Source organism: Chryseobacterium oryzae (assembly GCF_022811665.1).
Lineage (GTDB): Bacteria > Bacteroidota > Bacteroidia > Flavobacteriales > Weeksellaceae > Chryseobacterium > Chryseobacterium oryzae.
In genome coordinates this window covers 1,147,564-1,172,176 of sequence record NZ_CP094529.1, presented here as the reverse complement: position 1 = coordinate 1,172,176, position 24,613 = coordinate 1,147,564, and the positions used below count along the sequence as shown (strand labels likewise).

17 protein-coding genes are annotated in these 24,613 nt (G+C 34.0%); 6 read left to right on the top strand and 11 right to left on the bottom strand.

The features are described from left to right. Positions 1-58 precede the first annotated feature (58 nt). Complete coding sequence (locus MTP08_RS05410; RefSeq protein WP_243577382.1) at positions 59-2,188, top strand: S46 family peptidase; 2,130 nt, start codon at positions 59-61, stop codon at positions 2,186-2,188. Between the two features lie 87 nt (positions 2,189-2,275). On the opposite strand, the gene MTP08_RS05405 is transcribed toward MTP08_RS05410, so the two are convergent. The 3 genes from MTP08_RS05405 to MTP08_RS05395 all read right to left on the bottom strand — a co-directional run bounded on the left by MTP08_RS05405 (position 2,276) and on the right by MTP08_RS05395 (position 8,801). Further along, positions 2,276-5,143, bottom strand: a complete 2,868-nt coding sequence (locus tag MTP08_RS05405) for a M16 family metallopeptidase (protein ID WP_243577381.1) — start codon at positions 5,141-5,143, stop codon at positions 2,276-2,278. A 169-nt stretch (positions 5,144-5,312) separates the two neighbouring features. Continuing rightward, positions 5,313-7,367 carry a M13 family metallopeptidase gene (locus tag MTP08_RS05400; RefSeq protein ID WP_243577380.1) on the bottom strand — a complete coding sequence of 685 codons (2,055 nt, stop codon included), beginning with the start codon at positions 7,365-7,367 and terminating at the stop codon, positions 5,313-5,315. 183 nt (positions 7,368-7,550) lie between these two features. Then, positions 7,551-8,801: a CinA family nicotinamide mononucleotide deamidase-related protein gene (locus MTP08_RS05395; protein WP_243577379.1), complete on the bottom strand. Its 1,251-nt coding sequence runs from the start codon at positions 8,799-8,801 to the stop codon at positions 7,551-7,553. A gap of 95 nt (positions 8,802-8,896) precedes the next feature. Between MTP08_RS05395 and MTP08_RS05390 the strand changes: the two genes are divergently transcribed. Further along, on the top strand, positions 8,897-9,373 hold the full coding sequence (locus MTP08_RS05390; protein ID WP_243577377.1) for a DUF7832 domain-containing protein: 477 nt from the start codon (positions 8,897-8,899) through the stop codon (positions 9,371-9,373). 58 nt (positions 9,374-9,431) lie between these two features. Here MTP08_RS05390 and MTP08_RS05385 read toward each other — a convergent pair whose 3' ends face one another. After that, complete coding sequence (locus MTP08_RS05385) at positions 9,432-10,001, bottom strand: thioredoxin family protein (protein WP_243577376.1); 570 nt, start codon at positions 9,999-10,001, stop codon at positions 9,432-9,434. A gap of 147 nt (positions 10,002-10,148) precedes the next feature. Between MTP08_RS05385 and MTP08_RS05380 the strand changes: the two genes are divergently transcribed. From MTP08_RS05380 to MTP08_RS05370, 3 genes are read left to right on the top strand one after another with little or no spacing between them, the layout of a single operon-like run. Continuing rightward, positions 10,149-11,027: a lysophospholipid acyltransferase family protein gene (locus MTP08_RS05380; RefSeq protein WP_243577375.1), complete on the top strand. Its 879-nt coding sequence runs from the start codon at positions 10,149-10,151 to the stop codon at positions 11,025-11,027. Next, the gene (locus MTP08_RS05375) at positions 11,028-12,020 is read left to right on the top strand and encodes a glycosyltransferase family 2 protein (protein WP_243577374.1); all 993 of its coding nucleotides are present in this window, start codon (positions 11,028-11,030) and stop codon (positions 12,018-12,020) included. It begins immediately after the preceding gene. A gap of 18 nt (positions 12,021-12,038) precedes the next feature. After that, on the top strand, positions 12,039-12,593 hold the full coding sequence (locus MTP08_RS05370) for a 3'-5' exonuclease (RefSeq protein WP_209388495.1): 555 nt from the start codon (positions 12,039-12,041) through the stop codon (positions 12,591-12,593). A 7-nt stretch (positions 12,594-12,600) separates the two neighbouring features. Here MTP08_RS05370 and apaG read toward each other — a convergent pair whose 3' ends face one another. The 7 genes from apaG to glgB all read right to left on the bottom strand — a co-directional run bounded on the left by apaG (position 12,601) and on the right by glgB (position 23,317). Next, positions 12,601-12,987 carry a Co2+/Mg2+ efflux protein ApaG gene (gene apaG, locus MTP08_RS05365; RefSeq protein ID WP_209388496.1) on the bottom strand — a complete coding sequence of 129 codons (387 nt, stop codon included), beginning with the start codon at positions 12,985-12,987 and terminating at the stop codon, positions 12,601-12,603. An 82-nt stretch (positions 12,988-13,069) separates the two neighbouring features. After that, positions 13,070-14,323, bottom strand: coding sequence for a 2-oxoglutarate dehydrogenase complex dihydrolipoyllysine-residue succinyltransferase (odhB, locus tag MTP08_RS05360; protein WP_243577373.1), 1,254 nt, complete (start codon positions 14,321-14,323; stop codon positions 13,070-13,072). 114 nt (positions 14,324-14,437) lie between these two features. Continuing rightward, positions 14,438-17,251: a 2-oxoglutarate dehydrogenase E1 component gene (locus MTP08_RS05355; RefSeq protein WP_243577371.1), complete on the bottom strand. Its 2,814-nt coding sequence runs from the start codon at positions 17,249-17,251 to the stop codon at positions 14,438-14,440. Positions 17,252-17,363: 112 nt separating this feature from the next. Next, positions 17,364-18,404 carry an SRPBCC family protein gene (locus tag MTP08_RS05350; protein WP_243577370.1) on the bottom strand — a complete coding sequence of 347 codons (1,041 nt, stop codon included), beginning with the start codon at positions 18,402-18,404 and terminating at the stop codon, positions 17,364-17,366. Positions 18,405-18,570: 166 nt separating this feature from the next. Beyond that, entirely contained in the window at positions 18,571-19,839 is a 1,269-nt protein-coding gene (locus MTP08_RS05345; protein ID WP_243577369.1) for a glucose-1-phosphate adenylyltransferase, read from the bottom strand. Positions 19,840-19,961: 122 nt separating this feature from the next. Then, on the bottom strand, positions 19,962-21,368 hold the full coding sequence (locus tag MTP08_RS05340) for a glycogen synthase (protein WP_243577368.1): 1,407 nt from the start codon (positions 21,366-21,368) through the stop codon (positions 19,962-19,964). Between the two features lie 2 nt (positions 21,369-21,370). Further along, positions 21,371-23,317 (bottom strand): 1,4-alpha-glucan branching protein GlgB, encoded by a 1,947-nt coding sequence (gene glgB / locus MTP08_RS05335; RefSeq protein WP_243577730.1) that lies wholly within the window; start codon positions 23,315-23,317, stop codon positions 21,371-21,373. Positions 23,318-23,486: 169 nt separating this feature from the next. Between glgB and MTP08_RS05330 the strand changes: the two genes are divergently transcribed. Then, positions 23,487-24,611, top strand: a complete 1,125-nt coding sequence (locus MTP08_RS05330; protein WP_243577366.1) for an alpha/beta hydrolase-fold protein — start codon at positions 23,487-23,489, stop codon at positions 24,609-24,611. Positions 24,612-24,613: the final 2 nt, after the last annotated feature.

Below are 24,613 nucleotides of genomic sequence, written 5' to 3'. Positions count from 1 at the left end.
ACTTTTTTTAGTTTAATAAAAAAACTAAAATGCGTATTTTAGTCAAAATTTTTTTTATATGATAAAACGTAATATTCTTATTGCCTCAGCTTTTTTCAGTTTTTCTCTGGGAATAGCACAGCAATATGGTGGGATGTGGATTCCGACAGAGCTTAATGAAAGGGAAATGAAAGACCTCGGTATGAAAATTTCTGCAAAAGACATTTTCAATACTCAGAAACCGAGCATTAAAGATGCAGTTGTACAGTTTAATGGCGGTTGCACAGCTGAAATTATCTCGCCGAAAGGATTATTACTCACCAATCATCACTGCGGTTACGGACAAATTCAGTCGCATTCTACGGTTCAAAATGATCTTTTAACCAATGGTTTTTGGGCTAAAAATAATGGCGAAGAACTTCCAAATCCTGGTGTTACTGTAGATTTTATTGTAGATATACAAGATGTTACAGACAAAATTCTTCAGGGAAATTCTAATCTAGAAACTGCTCAGATTAATGCCAACATACAAAAAGTTTCTGCGGAAATTAATCCTGCAGCATATCAGAAAGTGGTGATTAAACCGATGTATTATGGCAACAAATATTACGCCTACATTATAGAAACTTTTAAAGATATCCGTCTTGTGGGAGCTCCGCCGCAAAGCATAGGAAAATTCGGAAGCGATACCGATAATTGGGTTTGGCCAAGACACACTGGAGATTTCTCTATGTTCAGAATTTATGCCGACAAAAACAATAAACCTGCGGAATATTCTAAAGACAATGTACCGTATGTGCCTAAACATTATCTTCCGGTTTCCATTAAAGATAAAAAAGAAAATGATTTCACCTTTGTTTTCGGATTTCCGGGAAGAACCACCGAGTATCTTCCGGCAATTGCAGTAGAAAAAATTATGACCGAAATAGATCCTGCAAGGATTGCCGTTCGTGATGTGGCACTCAAAACTTTAGATGAGAAAATGCGTACGGATGATGCTACAAGAATACAATATGCATCAAAATACGCTTCTGTTGCAAATTATTGGAAAAAATGGATTGGCGAAGTGGAAGGTTTAAAGAAATCTAATGCCGTGCAAAAGAAAAAGAATTACGAAAATTCTTTAGCTGCCAAAAATCCTGCAATAAAAACGACCATCGAACAAATGAATAAGCTGTATGCAGAACAGGCTCCTTATGCACTTAATAATGCTTATTACAGTGAAGTTGTAAGAAATGCGGAAACATTAACGCTTGCCAATATGTTTTACAACTTTGTTTCTGCTTTTGATGCTGGAAAAATGGACGAGAAAAGTATTACATCATTCAAAAACAGACTCAGTTCGTTCTATAAAGATTACAATGCAGAGTTAGATGCAAAAGTTACCGCAAAACTTTTGGCATTATATGCCAATAAAACAGCATCGCAATTTTTACCTGAAGGTTTTACAGAGTTTAAAGATGAAAGTAAAAACATCATCAACTTAGAGAAAATTTCAAAAAATTCTGTAATTACAGGTCGTAGTAATGTAAATGGAGCTTCTTTGAGTGAGAATATAGATAAAGCATTTTCAAATCAGGAAAATTTAATCATTGCTCTAAAAAAGGATCCTGTTTTTTTACTTTTCGCCAACGTAAGAAACGCTTACATGAAAACTGCAGATCCTAAATATTCTTCTCTACAAACACAGATTGATGCTTTGCAGAAAAAGTATATGGCACAGCAAATGGAAACCGACAAAGACAGAAAATTCTTTCCGGATGCCAATTCTACGCTTCGTGTAACGTATGGACAAGTAAAAGGTTCCAGCCCAAGAGATGCGGTTTCGTACAATTACCAAACCCATTTAGCCGGAGTTATGGAAAAATATGTTCCGGGAGACTACGAATTTGATGTTCCTAAAAAACTGATTGATCTTTACAACCAAAAAAATTACGGAATTTACAAGGATAAAACCGGAGATGTTCCTGTAGGATTTACCGCTACCAATCACACAACGGGAGGAAATTCCGGAAGCCCGGCTCTTGATGCCAAAGGAAATTTAATTGGTTTGAATTTCGACAGACAGTGGGAAGGAACAATGAGCGACATTAATTATGATCCTCGTTTCAGTAGAAATATAATGGTAGATATGAAGTATATTCTTTTCATCATCGATAAATTTGCCGATTCTAAATGGCTAATCAACGAAATGAAAATCGTAAAATAAATTTCTTGAGCTAAAAATAGAGTTTAAAAATAAAAAAAGACCGTTTCAATGAATATGAAATGGTCTTTTTATTTCAGTTCTTTAAATTTAATACCCGAAAATTTCTTCCAAATTAAGTTCCGAGAATGTTCCCATTTGATGGGCTGCTTCAGCATCCAGATTTTCCTTTTTGCCGATTATTGCAGTATTGTATTGTATAGACTTAATTTCCTGATTGTAAAAATCTCTCAAATCATCAAATGTAAGATCTGAAATCTGTCGAAATATATCTTTTCTGAAATCATGGGTTATCCCAAGTTTTTTAAGTCTTAAAGTATTGAAAAACAGGTTCGTTCTGGTAATTCTTGTCGATGCAATCTGTTTTAGAGCAGATTTTTTAGCATTTTCAAACTGAACGGGTACTTCAGGAAGTTCATTCATCAAATCTGACATGGTATCGACTGCAATTTGCAGCTTATCGGGTTGAGTTCCTATATAGGTAGAAATATAATCGTGATGGTGAAGTTCGGAATTGGGAGCATAGGAAACATACGCAGAATACGCTAAACTTTTACTTTCACGAATTTCCTGAAACACAATAGATGACAAACCACGACCAAAATATTCATTAAAAACGTTTATTTTACCGAAATTTTCAGGATTCACCAGTTTTCCTCTTCCCACTTTACTCATTTCCATCTGTACCATATCATAATCTGTAAAATATACATTTCCGGAAGTTTCCGGCTCTGGATAAATCTTTGCTTCCGCAACTTTGCAGGTTTCAGGCTGAATATAGAGGGAAATATAATTTTTAAAGTTTCCCCAATCTTTTCCGTAGTAAAAAACTTGATATGGAAATCTAAAAAGCTGCTTCATACGATTGGTAAAATCTTCAATTTGAGCATTTTTAAGCTCATTTTCTGAGATAATATCCAAAAATCTGGATGTTTTACCCAGTTTTGTATAAGTGGTAAGTGCAGTCATGATACGGTTTTTATCTTTTTTAACCGCTTCACGATTTTCTAAAAGTGTTTCTACAAACTGATTGTAGATTTCCTGCTCCGGTTTTACATCCGACAGCCAATGAAGCAAAAGCTCAATTCCTTTTTCAATATTAGATTCCAAACCGTTTAGCGAAATAGTAAGCTGGTCTGAAGCAGTTTTGAAATCGTTGGTAATTCCAATTTTAAAAAATTCTTTTTTGAGATCTTCAGGCGAAAATTTTTCTGTTCCCAAATATTGAATTATCTGAGTAGATATCCCCAATTCCCGGTCGTTGTCGCTCCCCATCGGAAAAATAAAATGTACCTGTGCAATATCATTGTATTTATTTTTCACATAGCTTATCTTTTTATTTTTAATGACATCTGTGCTGATTTCCTTTCGATAATCAACGAATTCAGGCAGAATGTCCACCGTTTTTTCGTTCAGAATATCCGTTAAAAATTCAGATTGAGCTTCACGGTTAATTTGTATAGGAGTAATTCCCGGATTTTCTACTCTTAAAAGCTTATCATTAATCCCTTTTTCTTTATTAATAACCACATAATTTTCTTTAAAAAAACTATTGGCAAATTCAACAATATCATCTTTGGTAAACGAAGCATATAAATCCATTTCACTAAGTTCTTCTGCCCAAGTTCTTCCTTTTATATAAGTATCATAAAGATTGGTAGCCAAACCTTCTGCCGTTTCTAGGGCTTTCTGACGCTGAATTTTGAAATCGTTGATAATGGCAGGAAGCATCCAATCTGGGAAATCACCCTTTTTCACCAAATTAATCTGATCCAAAATCATATCTTTAGCTTCGTCTAAAGTTTGATTTTCTTTTGGAACAGCTACAACAGAGAAATAACCGTATTCTTTTAATCCTAAAGAATATGCCTGTGCCCAAAGCATTTTTTGGGTCTGATTGATATTGAGATCCAACAATCCCGCTTCTCCTCTATTGCTTAAAATATTTGCGGTAATATCGGCTAGCATGGCTTCTTTAGTGCCATAACTATCGGTTCTCCAAGCAAGCTGAACTCTTGGTGTCGTAGGACTTTTTACAGTTCTAACAACCACTTCTGTAATCGGCTTTTCTGTAATTTTATTTTTTTGAGGTAATTCTCGGTAAGGAATAGTTCCAAAATACTTTTCAATAAGCTCTACGGTTTCTTCAAAATCTAAATCTCCAACTAATACCAGTGCAAAATTGTTTGGAACATAATACTCATCAAAGTATTTATGAATAGCTTTCATTGAAGGGTTTTTCAGATGTTCAGGATTTCCCAAAGTAGTCTGCTGTCCGTTAGGATGAGTTGGAAAAAGAGCATCCATCAGCTCATAATTTACCAATCGAGAATCATTATCCTGAGCTCTGTTAAATTCTTCATATACCGATTCTAGTTCGGTATGAAAAAGCCTTAAAACCATTTCAGAAAATCTTTCTTTTTCAATTTTCAGCCATTTTTCGAGTTCATTTTTAGGAATATTATTTTTGTACACCGTTTCATCAAACCAAGTATGAGCATTGGTTCCTGTAGCTCCCAAAGACGAAATTGCTTTATCATATTCGTTCGCAATAGCATATTTACTTGCTTCCTGCGAAAGGCGGTCTATTTCCTGATAAATTTCTTTCTTTTTATCTGAATTTTGCTCTGCTTTATGCTTTTCATACAATTCTGAAATTTCATTAAGCAACACTTTTTCCTGCTCCCAGTTTTGAGTTCCAAGTCTGGAAGTTCCTTTAAACATCATATGTTCGAGATAATGAGCCAATCCTGTATTGTCTGAAGGATCATTATTACTCCCTGTTTTTACGGGAATAAAAGTCTGTATTCTTGGAGCATCGTAATTTTGGGAAAGAAAAATCTGCAGACCATTTTTAAGAGTATAAATTCTAACATTATTTTTGTCGTTATCTACCGTAATGTATTTGCGATTATTTTTATCTGTCCTATTACGTTCAATATATATCTTATCAATCATTATCATTAAAATTCTTATTATTCTTAAAAACTACAAATTTAGGGAATAGAAAGCGTAAACTAAGATTTAATAATCGTGATTGAGAAAAATGATTGATTCAGTACAAAAACAAAAAAGGGCTGTCAAATCTTTTTCTTGACAGCCCTTGTTTTGTTATAAATTATAGTAATTACCAGATTTTAATTCTTTCTTCCGGTTTTTTATATAGTCTATCCCCAGGTTTTACATCGAAAGCTTTGTAAAAAGCATCTACGTTAGTAAGAGGTCCAAAACTTCTAAAATAACCAGGCGAATGCGGATCTGTTTTTACCTGATTTACCATATATTTTTCGCTGGATAATGTTCTCCAAACTGTAGCCCAACTTAGGAAAAATCTCTGATCTTGAGTAAAACCACTTATTTTACCTGGGTTTCCTTTATCTTTAAGATACATTTGCAATGCATCATAAGCAATACTTACTCCTCCCAAATCGGCAATATTTTCACCATTGGTGAAAGTTCCGTTAACGAAAGTTCCTTTCACAGGTTCGTATTTGTCGTATTGAGAAGCTAAAGCTTTTGTTGCTTTTTCAAAATTAGCTTTATCTTCTGGTGTCCACCAATCGACTAAATTTCCGTCTGCATCAAACTGTGCTCCAGAATCATCAAATCCGTGGCTCATTTCGTGTCCAATTACAGCTCCAATGGCTCCAAAATTCACCGCTGCATCTGCTTTAGGATTAAAAAATGGTGGCTGAAGAATAGCCGCAGGGAAAACGATTTCGTTAAAAACCGGATTGTAGTAAGCATTTACCGTTTGCGGAGTCATTCCCCACTCTGTTTTATCAACAGGTTTTCCTACTTTTTCCAATTCTCTGTTATATTGCCACTCAGAAATATTCTGTAGGTTGGCATAAAGATTTCCACCTTTAGATTCCGGAACGATATTCAGTTTAGAATAATCTTTCCATTTATCAGGATAAGCAACTTTTACGGTAAATTTATTCAATTTAGCCATTGCTTTTTCTTTCGTAACCGCAGACATCCATTCTAAATTATTGATGTGAACTGCAAAGCTTTTCTTTAAATAATCAATTAGCTCAACCATCTGTGCTTTTGCTTCAGCAGGAAAATATTTTTCTACATACAGCTTACCGAAAGCTTCCCCTAAAGAACTATTGATTAATTCGTAACCTCTTTTGTTTAAAGCTCTTTGTTCCTGTTGCCCTCTAAGATATTTACCATAGAATGCAAATTTCATATTCCCTAATTTCTCACTAAGATAATTAGCACTGCCATTAATTAAGTGAAATTTAAGATAATCCTTAATAACCGAAAGATTTTTTGCATTTACAAGATTATCAAAATTCTTGTAATAATCTAATTCTCCAATGATGATTCGGTCTGTTTTCACACCCACTTTTTTAAGGTAAGATGGTAAATCTACATTCTTCACAAGAGCAGAAAGTTCTGCCATCGTTTTAGGATTATACTGTAAAGTATTGTCTCTGCTTTGCTCGTTGGTAAGCAAATGTTTAGCAATGCTTTTTTCGTAATTTACAATTGCTTTTGCCGAAGCTGCAGAATTTTTATATCCAAGTTCAGAAAGCATAGATGCAACATATTTTTCGTACTCAGCAAGTGCTTCTGTATTTTTGGTATCAACTTTCTGATAGTAATCTCTTCCTAAACCCAATGAAGCGTCTCCTAAATATACCGCATTCATATTAGAATTTTTCAAATCGGCATAAACACCCCATCCGTAGAAATTATTGTCTCCCTCTTTGGTAACCGATGCAAGATAATTCTGTAAATCTGTAAGATTTTTTATCGCATCAATTTTCTTGATGTTTTCCCCAATTGGTTTTATTCCGTCTGCATTTCTCTTCTTCATATCCATATATGTAGCATAGAGATCCTGAATTTTCTTCCCTTCACTTCCGTCTGCAAATTTATCTTTCAAAAGAGAGTTAAGAATCGTCATCGAATTATTATCGGTATCATCAGCAAGCTTGTTGAAGCTTCCCCAAGTGGGTTTATCCGCCGGGATTTTTGCTGTTTTCATCCAACTACCACTTACGTAATTGTAAAAATCATCTTGTGGACGTACAGACTGATCCATTAAACTAATATCTAACCCATTATCTTTTTGCGCTGTAGCCTGAGTAGATTTTGTTTGGGCTGTAAGTGTACTCTGTGAACAAACTCCTGCTAATAAAAACAAGGAAAATGTGAGTCTTTTCATATTTAAATAAGTCTTTTATTTTTTGTTAAAATTATGAAATTATTTCATTTCATCGGTTATATTCCAGATAATCGTTAAATTGAAATGGTTTAAAATAAGGTTCCTCAAAACAATCTTAACGATTTTGAATTACATATTAATGAGTATCTCTTTTTAAATTTTTGTTACTTAAAAAACTTCCAATTATTTTTCAATTAAAATTCCTACCAGATCCTGAAGAATTTTCTGCGAAACAAAGTAAATGAAATCCTGTCTTTCGAGATGTGGAAGAAACAGTTTGAAAGTTTGAGAATGATTATTCACTCTAATAGTATAATACACAGTTCCTACATCTTTTCCATCTTCTCCTTTTCCGGGACCGGCAACTCCTGTTGAAGAAATAGAAATATCTGTGCTGAAAAGATTTTGACAGCCTTCTGCCATTTCTCTTGCTACTTCTTCGCTTACAACGGTAAAACGCTCTATGGTTCCTTCAGAAACGTTCAGAATTTTGGTTTTCTTTTCGGTTGCATACGCTACAATTCCTCCGTAAAAATACTGTGAACTTCCGGGATTCGAGGTAAGCATTTTTGCCAGTTCTCCTCCTGTACAACTTTCTGCAGTAGAAATTGTCAGTTTTTTTTCACTTAAAATTTCCCCTAGAATCACTTCTATTTTGTCTTGGTAAGTTGCAATTATATTTTCTCCGATAATGGGAAACAATTTTTGAATCTCATCTTCAAGCTGAATATTTAAAACCTGTTCATTTATCCCGTTGGCTGTAATTCTTAATTTTACACGGTTCCCAATAGGAAGGTAAGACAATTGCATATTTTCCGGGAGTGATAATTCCCAGTTTTCAATTTTATCCGCCAAAATACTTTCCGGAATTCCTACAACAGAAACTATTCTGCTTTGGATGAATTCCAGCTTAAATTTTTCCTGCAAATAAGGAATAATTTGATCTTTTATGAGCGGTTTTACTTCATAAGGAACTCCCGGAAGACTGAAAGAAAGTTTGTTTCCATATTTCATCATCATACAAGGTGCAGTACCGTAATGATTCTGAAAAACAGTTGATTTTGTAGGAACAAATGCCTGTTCTCGGTTTCTTTCCAGAATTTCTATTCTTCCGCGTTTCTCCATATAAGCTTTAAGATGTTCAAAAGTAGCTTCATCTAAAGCGATTTCATCATTAAAAAATTCGGCAAGTGCTTTTTTTGTTTTATCGTCTCTTGTAGGACCCAGACCGCCGGTTGTTATCACCAAATCGCCTATCTCGAAAGCAGATGTAAGGGTATTTTTAATTATTTCAATCTCATCAGATATTGTAAAAATCTGTTTAACAGTAATCCCAACATCTTTAAGCTGTGCTGCAATATAATTAGAATTGCTGTCTAACGTATTGCCCGAAAGAATTTCATCACCAATGGTAATAAGAACTGCATTTTTCATGATACAAATGAAGTAAAATTATCGGGAGCCAACAAAGAAAAAATGATTTTTTATATCTTTGAAACGAACAGAAAAATATTATCAACTCTCTATTTATGGTTATATATGACGATGCTTCCTGGCATTTCGGAAGTGATTTCCCGAAGAATCTTCCTCAGCAAAACAGTGCTTCTCATACAGGTATGTTTTTCTTTTGGTGTGTTGAAAATAATATGATTTCTTCTGACTTAAAGAAAAATGCTTCAACTAGTCTTGAAAAACTCAAACAAAAACAAATAACCGGTGCAGAATTTATTCTTGATGAGCTGAAAGGTGTTTTTTCTGAATTACATCTTACTGAAATGGGAAATAGTTTCGCGAAAGATTATTATGTTGATGATACAGATTTTGGGGAAGAATACAGTTCTTTCGCAAATGATTATATTCATCTTTTCGACTTAAAAGCTGAGCAAATGGGTTTTGAATACGAAACTTTTTATCATATTGAAGACAGCTTCGAAAATTACAATCTTATGAAACAAATGATACAGCATCGTTTTGAAGAATGGAAAATTTACAGAAATCTAAATTAAAACAAAAAATCGGCTGCATTACCTGCAAACCGATTTAAGTTTTATAAAATTTATTTTATTACTTTTTAGGAACCCATTGTAGAAAAAAATCTTTTACTTTCTCCAAGCCGTATCCTTTACCTTCTTCTAAAACATCACTTCTTTGAATGTGAATGAGCTTTCCGGTCTTATCGAGAACAATAAAGACTGGATATCCGAATTTATCTCCCGGTTTATCGTATTTAGCAAAAACTTTTTCATTCTTATTATCGGGAGAATAATTAAGATGATAATACAGAAAGTTTTTATCTACAATTTTTTTAAGCTCGTCATTAGTCTGAACAAACTGGTTGAATCTTAAACACCAAATACACCAATTTCCACCCGCCTGAATCATGATATTTTTATTCTCTTTTTTAGCTTTTGCAATTAGTTTTTTAATATCCTGTTCTGCATTAGCCTTCGGATTGTAAGGTTTTGGTAATGTAGATTTCTCTTCTGCTGCTTTTTTTTGAGCCTGCAATTCTGCATGATCTGTTTTTATCAACAGCGCTTTATTGGTTTCTCTTTCATTCGTTTTTTCTTTCAATTCCTGAGAGAAAGTAAGGATTCCAAAGCTTAAAAGCCCTGTTATCAACAATTTTTTCATAATGAATTTATTAAAATATTATAACCAACTGCTTCAACTCCGTAAAAGCTTTTGCTCATTAATTTCAGCAGTTAAAATTAAAAAATTAAAGGTAATTAAGCTGAAATTTAAAACCGTAAAAATTTTATTAGTAAATTTGTCTGTTTTATGAATTTATTAATAAAAATACTCTACTTAATATCTAAACTTCCGCTGAAAATACTTTATATTTTCTCGGACATTATTTTCTTCCTCAATTATTATTTAATCGGATACAGGAAAAAAGTAATTACCCAAAATCTTCAACATTCTTTTCCAGACAAATCTGAAGAAGAAATCACCGAAATTCGTAAAAAATTCTATCGCAATTTTTCAGATTATTTGGCAGAAACCGTTAAATCTTTCAGTATTTCCGAAGTAGAATCTCGGGTAAGAATGCAGCATATTAATCAAGAATTATTCCACGAAGCCAAAGCAGAAGGAAAAAACATTATTCTTTTGGCAGGTCATGTTTTTAACTGGGAATGGATCAATGCATTAGCAACTCTTACTCCGCAAAAAAATTCTCATCCTGTTTACAGAAAAGTGAACAGTAGTTTTTGGGAAGACCAGATGAAAAAAGTCCGCAACAGATTCGGAAACGAAGCTTTGGAAGCTAATGAAGTCATCTTAAATATTTTCCGAAATCCCAATGATGGAGAATCTATTTATATGTTTGTGGCAGACCAGACTCCTCATATTGCTCATGTAAATTATGGTTTAAAATTTCTTAACCAAAGCACTCCCGCTTTTATTGGTTACGATAAACTGGCTACAAGAATGGATCTCATTTTTATTTACTGTGAAATGAAGAAGGTAAAAAGAGGATTTTACCAAGTCAATTACCATAGAATTTATCCCGACGGTGAGAAATTTGTGAAAAACGAAGTGGTTAAAAAATTTCATCAATTGCTTGAAAATACAATCAGAAAAAATCCTGATAACTATTTGTGGTCTCACAGAAAATGGAAGTATCAGGACGCAATTAAAACTTACGACGGAGAATAGATGAATGTAAAAAATGAAAAGATTGCCGTTGTTATACTTAATTGGAATGGCAAGGTTTGGCTTGAAAAATTTCTTCCGAGTGTCACTGAAAATTCTGAAGAAGCAGAGATATATGTAATCGACAATTTATCAACAGATGATTCTGTAGATTTTTTAAAAAGAGAATATCCACAAATAAAAATTGTAATTAATACCGAAAATCTTGGTTTTGCAGGTGGTTATAATGCAGGTTTAAAGAACATTAATGCAGAATATTATTGCCTTCTGAATTCTGATGTGGAAGTCACTCCAAATTGGATTGAACCTGTAATACACCTTTTTGAAAACAATAGCGAAATTGCAGCAATTCAGCCTAAAATTTTATCTTATGAAAACAAGACAAAGTTTGAATTTGCCGGTGCTGGTGGCGGATTAATTGATAATTTAGGTTATCCTTATTGCCGAGGAAGAGTTTTTGATGAGGTTGAAGAAGATTTAGGACAATATGACGACGAAAAAGAAATTTTTTGGGCTTCCGGATGTTGTTTTTTTATTCGATCCAGAGATTTTTGGGAACAAAATGGTTTTGATGAAAGATTTTTTGCCCATCAGGAAGAAATAGATCTTTGCTGGAGATTAATTAATTCCGGAAGGAAAATTTATTATACCGGAAAATCTAAAATTTACCACGTAGGAGGCGGTACTTTAAACAAACAAAGTCCTCAAAAAACTTTTCTCAATATTCGGAATAATTTATCAATGATGGCAAAAAACTTACCTTTCCCAAAATTAATTCCTTTGATTTTTTTCCGGTTATGCTTAGACGGAGTTGCATCTTTTTACTTTGCCTATAAAAATGGTTTTGCCCATCTTTGGGCTGTGGCAAGAGGTCATTTTGGATTTTACGCTCAATTACCTGAAACAATAAGACGCAGACAAAAGCATCAAAAAAAAGACTATTATCAAAGCAAGTGGCTTATTTTCAAACACTTTCTTGGACAGAAAAATATCTAACTTAATATATTACAATCGATGGATTTTTGTGCTTTAGATTTCGAAACTGCTACTCACGAGAAAAATTCTGCTTGTGAGTTGGGAATTTGCATCGTACAAAACTCCAAGATTGTTGAAACTAAAACCTGGCTTATTAAACCGCCAAGTTATCCTTACTTCCATCCGAGAAATATAGATGTACACGGAATTTATCCTGAAGATGTAAAAGATGCTCCTACATTTGAAGATATTTGGTATGAAGTTGAAGAAATGATGTACGGAACTCTAATGATTGCCCACAATGCAAGTTTTGATGCCGGAGTTTTAAGAGGCTGTTTTAATCATTATGGAATTTTTGCTCCAACAATGCATTATCTGTGCAGTATTCAGCTTGCAAAGAAATCTTGGGATTATCTTCCCCGTTATGGTTTAAAACATTTAGCTGAATATCATAATATTGAATTTAAACATCATAGAGCTGGAGATGATGCCGAAGCTTGTGCTAAAATCTCACTCCTAGCCTTTGAAAAACTTTTATTAACCACTAACGAAGAAATTTCTGACTATATGAAAACGAAAATTAAATGTTTATAGCTTAAAATCAATTGCTTAAAACTTCAGAAAGCAGTTCAAATTTAGGGATATCTATTTCAAAATTTTCATTAGTTTCTAAATTCTGAACTAAATATTTTCCAGACATATTCCCCACTCCTGAACGCAACATTACATTAGAAAAATAGGCAAATTTTTCATCAGGCTCAATATCAGGTGTTAAACCGATAATTCCATCGCCAACAACTTCTGTAAAGCCAAATCCCAAATCGAAAATGAGCCATTTTCTTTTGAGGATTTTGATGGTAGCTTCTCCCTTATTTTCGATTACGATATTGTATTTAAAAACAAAACGGTTTTCTGAGGGATAACTGTTCTTGATATCGTACTCCGGAACTACCGAAACCTTTATATTGGAAGTAATTTTAGAAAACATCTCATTCAATTTAAAGTAAAAGATACAAAAATCTCGCCTTTTTGAAAGGCGAGATTATATTAAATAATGATAAAAAGATTTTTTATAAACCTAAACCTTTTTTCTCATCGCCATTCATTAAAATTTCAACAGGATTATCTATTGCTTCTTTTACTGCCACAAGAAATCCTACAGATTCTTTACCATCAATAATTCTGTGGTCATAAGACATCGCAAGGTACATCATAGGACGAATTACAACTTGTCCGTCTATAGCAACCGGTCTTTGGATGATGTTATGCATTCCTAAAATTGCAGATTGAGGCGGATTGATAATTGGCGTAGACATCATAGAACCAAAAGTACCACCATTGGTAATTGTAAAAGTACCACCAGTCATTTCATCAACAGTGATTTTTCCGTCTCTTACTTTAATTGCCAAGTCTTTTATGTTAGCTTCAACACTTGCAAAAGACATATTTTCTGCATTTCTCAATACAGGAACCATTAACCCTTTAGGTCCGGAAACTGCAATCGAAATATCGCAAAAATCATAGTTTACTTTATAATCTCCATCGATAGAAGCATTTACATCAGGATACATTTGTAAAGCTCTTGTAACTGCTTTTGTAAAGAAAGACATGAAACCAAGTCCTACTCCATGTTTTTGAGCGAATTCTTCTTTATATTGTTTTCTCAGTCTGAAGATTTCAGACATGTCTACTTCGTTGAAAGTAGTTAACATCGCTGTTTCATTCTTTACAGAAACCAATCTCTGAGCGATTTTTCTTCTAAGAACTGAAAGTTTAGTTGTCGTTGTAGATCTAGATCCAGTTGCAGTCATAGGGTTTCCTCCAAAAGCAGGAACAGCCGCTAATTCAGCATCAGATTTAGAGATTCTTCCGTCTCTTCCAGAACCTGAAACTTGGGAAGCATCAATTCCTTTTTCATCAAGAATTTTTTTAGCAGCCGGAGAAGGAGTTCCTGTTGCATACGTTTGAGTGGCTGCCGCAGCTACCGGTTTAGGAGCTTCAGTTTTTGCTGGCTCAGCAGCTTTTGGAGCTTCCTCTTCTTTTTTAGGAGCTTCAGCAGGAGCAGAACTTCCGGAAGGTTTTGCAGCATCTCTGTCGATTAGACAAACTACCTGTCCTACCTGAACAACATCACCTTCTTCAGCTTTTAAAGTGATAACACCACTTTCTTCAGCAGGAAGCTCAAGAGTAGCTTTATCTGAATCTACTTCAGCAATTGGCTGGTCTTTTTCAACATAATCACCATCTTTTACAAGCCAAGTTGCAATTTCAACTTCGGTTATTGATTCGCCCGGTGAAGGAACTTTCATTTCTAAAACTGACATATCGTATTTTATTTTTTTATTTATTATTATTCTTTATTTTGACTTTAAAAACAGATAAAAGAAAAAAGGTTTTTTAAAACTTAACTTCAAAAATCTATTTTCTTGCTATTTTTATTAAGCAGTTACAGGTCTTTTGGCAGGAGCATCATCTCTATCGAATACTCTGTTGATTACCGCGTTCTGATTTTTTTCAAACATTTTATAACTTCCAGGAGCTGGAGCACCACTCGGAACCGGAGCAATTACCTGAATTCCTGTATCTCTGAAATTTCTCAAAATATAAGACCAAGCTCCCATATTTTCTGGCTCTTCCTGTGCCCAAATAATAGATTTTGCATTGCTATATTTTGCAAAAATCTTCTCAATAGCATCATTCTGTAAAGGATAAAGCTGTTCGAATCTTACCAAAGCAACTGTATCACAGTTTAATTCTTCCTGCTTAGCTAAAAGTTCAAAGTAAAGTTTACCAGAGCAAAGAACTAATTTTTCTATTTTACCAGCTTCTGCATTTGGATCATCTAATATAGGTTGGAAACTTCCATTGGCAAAATCTTCCAAAGGAGAAACCACTTTTGGATGTCTTAACAATGATTTCGGACTCATTACAATAAGAGGCTTTCTGAAAGACCATTTTAATTGTCTTCTCAGTAAGTGGAAATAGTTGGCTGGAGACGTAATGTTCGCCACAACCATATTTTCATTCGCACAAAGCGTTAGAAATCTTTCTAATCTTGCAGAAGAGTGCTCTGCACCTTGTCCTTCCGAACCGTGAGGCAATAACATTACCAAACCATCCTGAATTTTCCATTTTTCTTCTGCTGCAGCCAAATATTGGTCTACAATAATCTGAGCTCCGTTTACAAAATCTCCAAATTGAGATTCCCAGATTGTTAATGTATTTGGAGAAGCCATTGCATACCCGTAATCGAACCCAAGAACTCCATATTCTGAAAGGTGAGAATTATAGATATCGAATCTGCTCTCAGAAACATGTCTTAAAGGAATATATTCTTCTTCTGTATCTTCAGTTTTTACCACAGCATGTCTGTGAGAGAAAGTACCTCTTTCTACATCTTCACCAGAAATTCTAACATTATGACCTTCCGATAAAAGTGTTGCATACGCAAGCCATTCTCCAAGTGCCCAATCTAAATTGTCAGCTTCAATAGCTTTTAATCTGTTTTCGAAAAGTCTGGTAATTTTATTGATGAATTTTTTATCTGCCGGAAGTGTAGACATCTTAACTGCCAACTCTTTCAGCTTTTCCAAATTGTATTTTGTATCTACAGGCTCCTGAACTGCACCTCTTTTTCCGAGTGGAAAATTCGTCCAGTCATCTGCCATGAAACGATCCATTACATTTTTCTCAATTTCTTTAGAAGCATCAAAATCTTTATCTAAAAGCGCTTTAAAATCTGCTTCCATTTTACCGATGAGTTCATTAGATACTACGTTTTCTTTCAATAGTAAATCTTTATAAATCTCTCTCGGATTCGGATGTTTAGAAATTGTTTTATATAAATTTGGCTGTGTAAATCTTGGCTCATCCCCTTCGTTATGTCCATATTTTCTATATCCTAACAAATCGATATACACATCTTTGCCAAACTTCGCTCTGAAATCTGCAGCAAAATGAATTGCATGAACTACCGCCTCCGCATCGTCTGCATTAACATGCATTACAGGAGATTCTGTAACTTTTGCAACGTCTGTACAGTAGGTTGAAGATCTTGCATCCATATAATTGGTCGTAAACGAAACCTGGTTGTTTACAACAATATGAACAGTTCCTCCAGTTTTATAGCCTTCCAAAGTCATCATTTGAGCGACTTCATAAGCAATTCCCTGTCCGGCAATCGCTCCGTCTCCATGAATAATAATTGGTAAAACTTTAGAAAAGTCTTTATACTTATCATCAACCTTTGCACGGCAAATACCTTCTACCAAAGCGGCAACGGTTTCTAAGTGAGATGGGTTTGGTGTTAAATTAATAGAAACCTCTTCTCCTGAAGCTGTTTTAATTTTTTTAGATGAACCTAAGTGATATTTTACGTCCCCTGAAAATACATCTTCTTCGAATTCTTTTCCTTCAAATTCTGAGAAAATCTGTTTGTAAGATTTACCAAAAATATTGGTTAAAACATTTAATCTTCCTCGGTGAGCCATCCCTAAAACAACCTCATCAACACCAAGTTGAGAAGATCTCGAAATTAACTGATCCAAGGCCGGAATTAATGTTTCACCACCTTCTAAAGAAAATCTCTTCTGTCCTACAAATTTTGTATGAAGATAATTTTCGAAAGCAACTGCCTGATTTAATTTTAATAAAATTTCAGTTTTTTCGTTGGCATTAAGGATTGGATGATTTTCGTTTACCTGAAGCCACTGTTTGATAAAATCTTTCTCCTGAACATTATTGATGTGCATATATTCCACACCGATAGAATCGCAGTAAATATGCTGAAGATGAGTGATGATATCCTGCAAAGTTGAAGGCTCTTTCATCCCGGTTTCTGTGGCACAGTTGAATTTAGTATTCAAATCTGCACTGCTCAAACCAAAGTTTTCAATATCTAAAGTAGGTGTATAATGTCTTCTTTCGCGAACAGGATTTGTTTTTGTAAAAAGATGACCTCTCGTTCTGTACGCTTCAATAAGGTTTACTACCTTAAATTCTTTCTTAATATGTTCAGGGATTTCGCCATTGGAAGCCGCCTGAGAAACCTGTTGTACAACCGGTGCAGAATTTACCGAATTTTGTATATACTGAACGCTTTCCTCATCGCTGTAGTTTTCCAAAGCAAAATCGAAGCCTTGAAAAAAGGCTTTCCATGATGATTCTAAAGAGTCAGGAAATTTTAAATATTGTTGGTATAAGTCCTCAATTAACTGAGAATGAGCTGCGTTTAGGAATGAAAATCTGTCCATTATTACAGTTTATCTATTATTAAATTTTTGTTTAACGTATTAATCTTCAAATTTAATAAAAAAAACCGACTTGGGAACGACAAAAATTACATTGAATTTTTTTGTTTCAAAATTATTTATAAACAGATAAAGACAGCTTCATATTTACGTCACTTCCTTCCGAAGGAGATTCTATAAAAGTCTGATACACATCACCAAACCTCATTTCATCTTTTTTGGCTTTCTGAATGAGCTGCTGAATTGCTCTTATTCTTCTTTCGTAGCTGCCTTTATAATAAATTACATAGTTTTCGGTAGGGTTTACCGATCTGAAACTGAAATTATTATCTGTAACTCCTATTTTTTTCGACAAAGGAATTCCTAAAAAATAAGAAACTTCTTTATCTTTATAATTATCTGCATCTGTTATTAAAACCGGATAACCAATTTCATCGTTTTTTTTGCCCAAATCCATCGTTACAAAATTGTTCACTTTATTAAAATTCATCACGATGTTTTTAAATAAAGCATCTTTTTTGTTGGAAGCGCTTACATTAACGCCTAAAATCATCTTTTCTTCCTCCTTTTCCACCATTACACTATCATATTTTATAGTGGCGAGCATATTGTCTTTTTCAACTTTATTGCTGAGAACATTTTTTAGATTAAGCATGCTCTTATCTATATTGTCTGCAAATTTATCCTCCGTCCAGAAATTTTGAGCTCTGGACAGTAAAGATAATTTTGGTGTATGAACAAACCAGGTTATTTTTGTTTTTTCGGCAGAAACAGGAGAAAATTTAACATCGATAAGAGTCGGATTTTCATCTTCATCCTCGAAAAGCTGGTATCTTAAAGTTTTATTAGGATTGGAATATCTGATGAACATTTCTCCACCGTCATCACTTTTAGGATCATTATAACTGATGGCACTTCCCTGACCTTCGTAAGGAATGTAATAATCTATGGCTATAGATTTTGAACTGGCAAAAAAATTATTCCATCGGGTAAAATTCTGCAGATTATTGAATTGGGCAAACACTTTTTCCAAAGGAAAATCTACTTCTTTTTCTATCGTGAACTTTTTACTGTCATCCACAAAAAAATACATAGATGCTGCATAAATCCCTACGAGCAAAGCAATAATAACCGTTATAATTTTAATAAAACGCATTGCACAAAAGTAATACAAATAAAAAAAGTGACCAATATTATGATCACTCTTGTTTTTATTTTTAATGGATGATGAAAGTTTGATGTTTGTTACTCGACGGTAAAAAAAAACCTCAAAATTTTCACTTCTAAAAACATCCCTCTTCCAGCATCAAACTTCTAAACTCTTATCCAATGTGAGTTCCCGGTGAAATAACTGCACCTTTCTTCACAACAACAATACCGTCTTGTACAGAATGGGTTCCGTAATCGCCATCTTTAAGATGTTTTCCACCGATAATTCTAACATTATCTCCAATAAAACAGTTTTTATCTAAAATGGCTTTTTCGATATAGCAATATTTACCAACCCCCATGTTTGGTAAACCTTTTCTGTCATTTTCTACAATTTCGGTCGTATTCTGATAAAAATCTGCACCCATAATGTAAGAATTAACAATTGTACTTCCCTTATCTATTCTCGTACGGTTTCCTATCACAGAATTTTCAATTTTATCTGCCATAATGATAGATCCGTCTCCAAAAACAGCTTTACTCACATACGAACCATTAACTTTAGATGGCGGAAGCATTCTTGCACGGGTAAATATCGGTGATGAAGAAAATAAATTGAACTGAGGAAAATCCTGACAAAGATCTAAATTGGCTTCATAAAAGGATTCAATAGTTCCAATATCCGTCCAATACCCTTCGTACTGATAACTTAAAGTGGTATATTTCCCTATAGAATTGGGGATAATATCTTTTCCAAAATCGTCTCCCGCACCCTCTTCAAACATTTTTTTAAGAATAGATTTTGTGAAAATATAAATTCCCATAGAAGCAAGGTATTCTTTGCCTTTCATTTTGTTTTTTTCTGAAACTTCAGACTGAAGACCATTCAATTCATCAAAACCAGGTTTTTCGATAAAAGAAGTTATATTACCTTCATCATCAGACTTTAAAATACCGAAACCTGTTGCATCTTTAGCATTTACAGGAATTGTAGCAATGGTAACATCGCCACCTTTTTCGATATGAAAATCTAACATTTCTCTGAAATCCATCTGATAAAGCTGATCTCCAGAAAGAATTAAGATATATTCGTAATCGTATTTTTCCAAATGCTTCATCGACTGTCGAACTGCATCTGCTGTTCCCTGAAACCAGCTGTCGCTATCTACATTTTGTTCAGCAGCCAAAATATCTACAAAACCCTTACTGAAAATATCAAAATGATATGAGTTTTTGATATGAGAATTTAAAGATGCTGAATTGAACTGAGTAAGAACAAGAATTTTATTTAACCCTGAATTTAAACAGTTGGAAATAGGAATATCTACTAATCTGTATTTTCCGGCAATAGGTACTGCAGGTTTAGATCTGGAATAGGTTAAAGGAAAAAGTCTTGTGCCTCTGCCTCCTCCTAAAACAATTGAAATAACATTTCGGTTCATAAGTTATTTGTGGTTTATTTGTAGATTTAGAATCTATTGAATGGTTTATGATTAATTTTTTATTTTTCTTTCTGAATTTTTTACTGATTCGGATTCGCTATCCGCTATTCATCAACTGAATTTTAGTTTTTATATAAAGCTATATATTTTTCTGCAGATTTCTCCCAAGAAAAATCAAATTTCATGTTAGAAAGAATTAATTCTTCCATTTTAGAACGATCTTTATAAATTTGAAGACCTCTGCTCATCGCATGAACGATATCATCAACACCGGGATAAGTAAAATTAAGACCTGAACCTCCAGTTGAAATATCTTTTACCGTATCCTTCAATCCTCCTGTATATGTTACCACAGGAATTGTACCATATCTCATTGCATACATCTGGTTAAGACCACAAGGTTCTACTCTGGAAGGCATCAACAAAAAATCTGCCGAAGCATATATTTTATGGGAAAGATGTTCTTTATACCCCAAATCTGAAGCAAAATTAGAATAAACAGAATCCAGCTCTTTCAATTGCTGCTCCAGATATGCATTACCCGAGCCTAAAACAATGATATTTAAACCGCCAAAGCTTTGCTTAATGCTTCTCCAGATTACATCGGGAAGCAAATCTGCTCCTTTTTCTGTAGCAAATCTTCCTATGAAAGCATAAAGAGGCAAATTAGGATTCAGACCGTATTCTTTGCAAAGTCTTTCTTTGTTTTTATTCTTTACTTTGAGAACATTTTTACTGTTGAAATTAAAATCTATCATAGGATCAGTCTGTGGATTCCAAACTTCCGTATCGATACCGTTTATAATTCCGAAAGCTTTAGAAAATTCTTCTCTCACCAAACTTTCCAAACCATGAAAGCTTACAAAAAGTTCTTCAAGATAACCTTCGGAAACTGCTGTAAAAGCATGACAGCATTTAATCATACTTGCTAAAGGATTAATGAATCCGTTCCAGTCTAAAAGTCCCCATTTATACTGATCGAAAGCGGGCATATAATTCGCCATATCCCATCTCATCATCCCCTGATATTCTCCATTATGTATGGTTCCTATGGTTTTCACCCCTTTTAAGAAATCGAATTCGGGACAGTTTTCTATCATAAAAGGAACCAAACCAGTATGATAATCATGGCAATGCAAAACATCCGGACGAATTTTCATCGCAGAAAGCCAATGCAAAATTCCTTGCTGAAATGCTAAAAACTGAAAACTTTCATCCTGATAACCATAAGGATTTTCGCGATCGAGCAAACCGGGAATTTTCACCATATAAAGCTCAAAACCCAAAACATTTGTACGTTCTTTTAAAACCTGAACCTGAAGCATATTACTTCCCTGATGAATAAAACCATCGAAAACGGTTTCAAAGTCATAATCGTACACAAATTGTTTATTGTACCAAGGCATTACCACTTTGGCATTAATATCTTTTATTTTATTTTGATATTTTGGAAGTGCACCCACTACATCAGCAAGTCCGCCAACTTTTGCTACCGGATAACATTCGGTACTCAAATGAAATATTGTCATTTTTATTTTTTGTGTTGTTTTGTTTTTTGCAACTTATTTTTCTTGTCTTTCTTCTGTCTAAGAACAATTCCGCTTAATGGCGGTAAATTGATGTACATCGACTGTTTTTTATTCATGCAAGGTTCATTAGTTTTCTTGAAAATGTGAGCATCTACTCCACTTCCTCCATACAGATGATTATCAGAATTAAGAATTACTTCCCAACTCACTCCAGAATCAATCCCAATTTTATAATCCAACACATTGGGAGTAAGATTCAAAACAATCATCAGAACATCGTCTTTTTTTGTTCCTTTACGCAGATAAATATACACTGAATGATTCGCATCATCTGCTTCAAGCCATTCAAAACCTTCAGGTTTAAACTGATTTTCGAACAAAGCCGTTTCATCACGATACAAATGGTTAATATCTCTTACTAAATTCTGCAAACCTTTATGAATGGGATAATTTAGTAAATGCCAGTCTAAACTCTGTTTAAAATTCCATTCACCGGTCTGTCCGAATTCATCACCCATAAAAAGAAGTTTAGCACCGGGATGAGTATACATATAAACATATAAAGCTCTTAAATTAGCAAATTTCTGCCATTCGTCACCTTTCATCTTATAAATAAGACTTGCTTTTCCGTGTACAACCTCATCATGAGAGAGGGGAATCATATAATTTTCATTGTACATGTACATAGAGGAAAAAGTAAGCTTATGATGAAAATGTTTCCGGTCTGAAACCTCTTTTTTAAAATAAAAAAGTGTATCGTGCATCCAGCCCATCATCCATTTCATTCCAAAACCCACACCTCCTTCATGCACAGGCTTTGTAAGCATAGGAAAATCTGAACTTTCCTCCGCTATCGTCATAATATTATTACCAAATTCCTTATAAACAGCGGTATTAAATTCCTGCAGAAAAGTTTTTGCTTCCAAATTTACATTCCCTCCAAATATATTTGGTTCCCATTCGCCTTCGTTTCTGGAATAATCCAAATGCAGCATAGAAGTTACAGCATCTACCCGAAGTGCGTCTGCATGATAGCGATCTAACCAAAAAACAGCATTAGATATCAGAAAAGATTTCACTTCGTTTCTTCCGTAATTAAAAATGTAAGATTTCCAGTCTGGATGAAATCCTTTTCGCGGATCTTCATGTTCATATAAATAAGTACCATCAAAAAGATGTAAACCATTGGCATCACCCGGAAAATGGGAAGGAACCCAATCTAAAATAACCCCAATACTGTTCTGATGAAGTTCATCTATTAAAAACATTAAATCCTGAGGAGAGCCAAAACGGGAAGTTGCCGCAAAAAAACCTGTTATCTGATATCCCCAACTGGGATCATAAGGATACTCCATCACCGGCATAAATTCTACATGAGTAAATCCCATTTCTTTTAAATAAGGAACCAGTTTTTCTGCAATATCTCTATAATTTAGGAATTTTTCGGGTTCATTTTCATTTCGGAGCCACGAACCCAAATGCATTTCATATACGGAAATGGGTGCTTCCAAGCTGTTTTTTTTCCAGCGGTTATCCATCCAATCTTTATCTTTCCACTCATACCAATTGGTGGAAACCAAGGATGCTGCCTGAAGATTTTGTTCCCAGCTTAATGCATAAGGATCACTTTTCTCTAAAATTTTACCTTGAGTTTCAATCGCATATTTGTATAGTGTTCCCCAAGTAAGACCAGGAACAAAGCCTTCCCAAATACCGGATTTATCCCATCTTGGGAACAAAATATGCTCCCTGTGATTCCAGTTATTAAAATTTCCGATAACAGAAACTTTTTTGGCATTGGGTGCCCAAACCGAAAAGTAAACTCCTTTTACACCATCTTTTTCTACAGAATGTGCCCCAAACTTTTCGTAAAGTTTGTAATGTTTACCTTCTTTAAAAAGATAAATATCGTGATCCGTAAAAAGGGTGTAAGGTTTAACAAAATTCATCATAATTGTTTTTAACACTCTGCATAAAATCTAAACTTCCTAAATTATGCGATGACTATCAAATATAGATATTTTTTTATTTGAATTGAATATTTTTTTAAATCAATTTTCATGCGAATTATTGAAAAAAATTAATAATTTTATAAGTTTAAAACAGATAAAACACGAAATGAAGTTCACACTTAAAACAGCTGAAAATGATGCAAGACCTGTTTTTATAACCGGAAATTTTAACAACTGGAATCCTAAAGACTACAATTTTCAACTAGAAAAATCTGAGGACAATACCTACAACATAACAATAGATAATGATCAACTTCCGGAGATTATAGATTATAAATTCACCAAAGGAGGCTGGGAAAACGTAGAGCTGGACAAATACGGAAGCATTACCCCAAACAGAAAAATAGAAACATCTTCTCATGAAACTGTAGATTTTGTTGAACAATGGAGATTAAATTGGGGACCTTTTAAGGAAGAATTTTTCCCAATTGTAGAAATTATTTCAGAAGAATTTTACATCCCTCAGTTAGACCGTTACCGTAAAATTTGGGCTCTTTTACCTTACGATTATTATTTTTCAGAAAAAAATTATCCGGTTCTCTATCTTCAGGATGCTCAAAATTTATTTAACGAAGGCAGTCCTTATGGCAATTGGGAAATAGATAAAAAACTTTCCATACTTTCCGAATATGGTCGTGGTGAAGTTATTGTGATTGCTGTAGAACACGGAAGCGAAGACAGAATAAAAGAATATATTTTTGATAATGACCATGTCGCAAACGGTTCGGAAGGTAAAAAATACATCAGATTTATTACCGATACTTTAAAACCTTATGTTGATACCCATTACCGAACTAAAAAAGACCGTGATCATACAGGAATTGGCGGAAGTTCTTTAGGTGGACTCATCAGTATTTACAGTGGTTTTTTATATCCCGAAGTATATTCTAAACTACTTATTTTCTCCCCATCTCTGTGGGTTGAACCGAATAATAATTTCCCAATGATGAATTTCAGGACACCTTTTAAAACCAAGATTTATTTGTACGGTGGAGAAAAAGAAGGTTCAAAAATGGTAAAAAGAATAAAAATTTTCGAAAATTACCTTCGAAAATGGGAGCAAAAAAATCTTTTCGATTTTGAATTTAAAACCAGCATTAATCCCGATGGTTCCCATAGCGAATTTTACTGGTCTCAGGAATTCCCAAGAGCTATTGAATGGCTTTTTTATAACAATACAGAAAACCCGGTGGAAGTAAAACCACATCAAGAACAAGAAATACAAAAATAATT

Bases quoted from the DNA above. Each gene is read 5' to 3' on its own strand.
- MTP08_RS05370 (WP_209388495.1), top strand. From the start codon at position 12,039: ATGGATTTTTGTGCTTTAGATTTCGAAACTGCTACTCACGAGAAAAAT.
- MTP08_RS05385 (WP_243577376.1), bottom strand. From the start codon at position 10,001: ATGAAAAAATTGTTGATAACAGGGCTTTTAAGCTTTGGAATCCTTACT.
- apaG (WP_209388496.1), bottom strand. From the start codon at position 12,987: ATGTTTTCTAAAATTACTTCCAATATAAAGGTTTCGGTAGTTCCGGAG.
- MTP08_RS05390 (WP_243577377.1), top strand. From the start codon at position 8,897: ATGGTTATATATGACGATGCTTCCTGGCATTTCGGAAGTGATTTCCCG.
- odhB (WP_243577373.1), bottom strand. From the start codon at position 14,323: ATGTCAGTTTTAGAAATGAAAGTTCCTTCACCGGGCGAATCAATAACC.
- MTP08_RS05380 (WP_243577375.1), top strand. From the start codon at position 10,149: ATGAATTTATTAATAAAAATACTCTACTTAATATCTAAACTTCCGCTG.
- MTP08_RS05375 (WP_243577374.1), top strand. From the start codon at position 11,028: ATGAATGTAAAAAATGAAAAGATTGCCGTTGTTATACTTAATTGGAAT.
- glgB (WP_243577730.1), bottom strand. From the start codon at position 23,317: ATGAATTTTGTTAAACCTTACACCCTTTTTACGGATCACGATATTTAT.
- MTP08_RS05395 (WP_243577379.1), bottom strand. From the start codon at position 8,801: ATGAAAAATGCAGTTCTTATTACCATTGGTGATGAAATTCTTTCGGGC.
- MTP08_RS05350 (WP_243577370.1), bottom strand. From the start codon at position 18,404: ATGCGTTTTATTAAAATTATAACGGTTATTATTGCTTTGCTCGTAGGG.
- MTP08_RS05400 (WP_243577380.1), bottom strand. From the start codon at position 7,367: ATGAAAAGACTCACATTTTCCTTGTTTTTATTAGCAGGAGTTTGTTCA.
- MTP08_RS05330 (WP_243577366.1), top strand. From the start codon at position 23,487: ATGAAGTTCACACTTAAAACAGCTGAAAATGATGCAAGACCTGTTTTT.
- MTP08_RS05340 (WP_243577368.1), bottom strand. From the start codon at position 21,368: ATGACAATATTTCATTTGAGTACCGAATGTTATCCGGTAGCAAAAGTT.
- MTP08_RS05345 (WP_243577369.1), bottom strand. From the start codon at position 19,839: ATGAACCGAAATGTTATTTCAATTGTTTTAGGAGGAGGCAGAGGCACA.
- MTP08_RS05410 (WP_243577382.1), top strand. From the start codon at position 59: ATGATAAAACGTAATATTCTTATTGCCTCAGCTTTTTTCAGTTTTTCT.
- MTP08_RS05405 (WP_243577381.1), bottom strand. From the start codon at position 5,143: ATGATTGATAAGATATATATTGAACGTAATAGGACAGATAAAAATAAT.
- MTP08_RS05355 (WP_243577371.1), bottom strand. From the start codon at position 17,251: ATGGACAGATTTTCATTCCTAAACGCAGCTCATTCTCAGTTAATTGAG.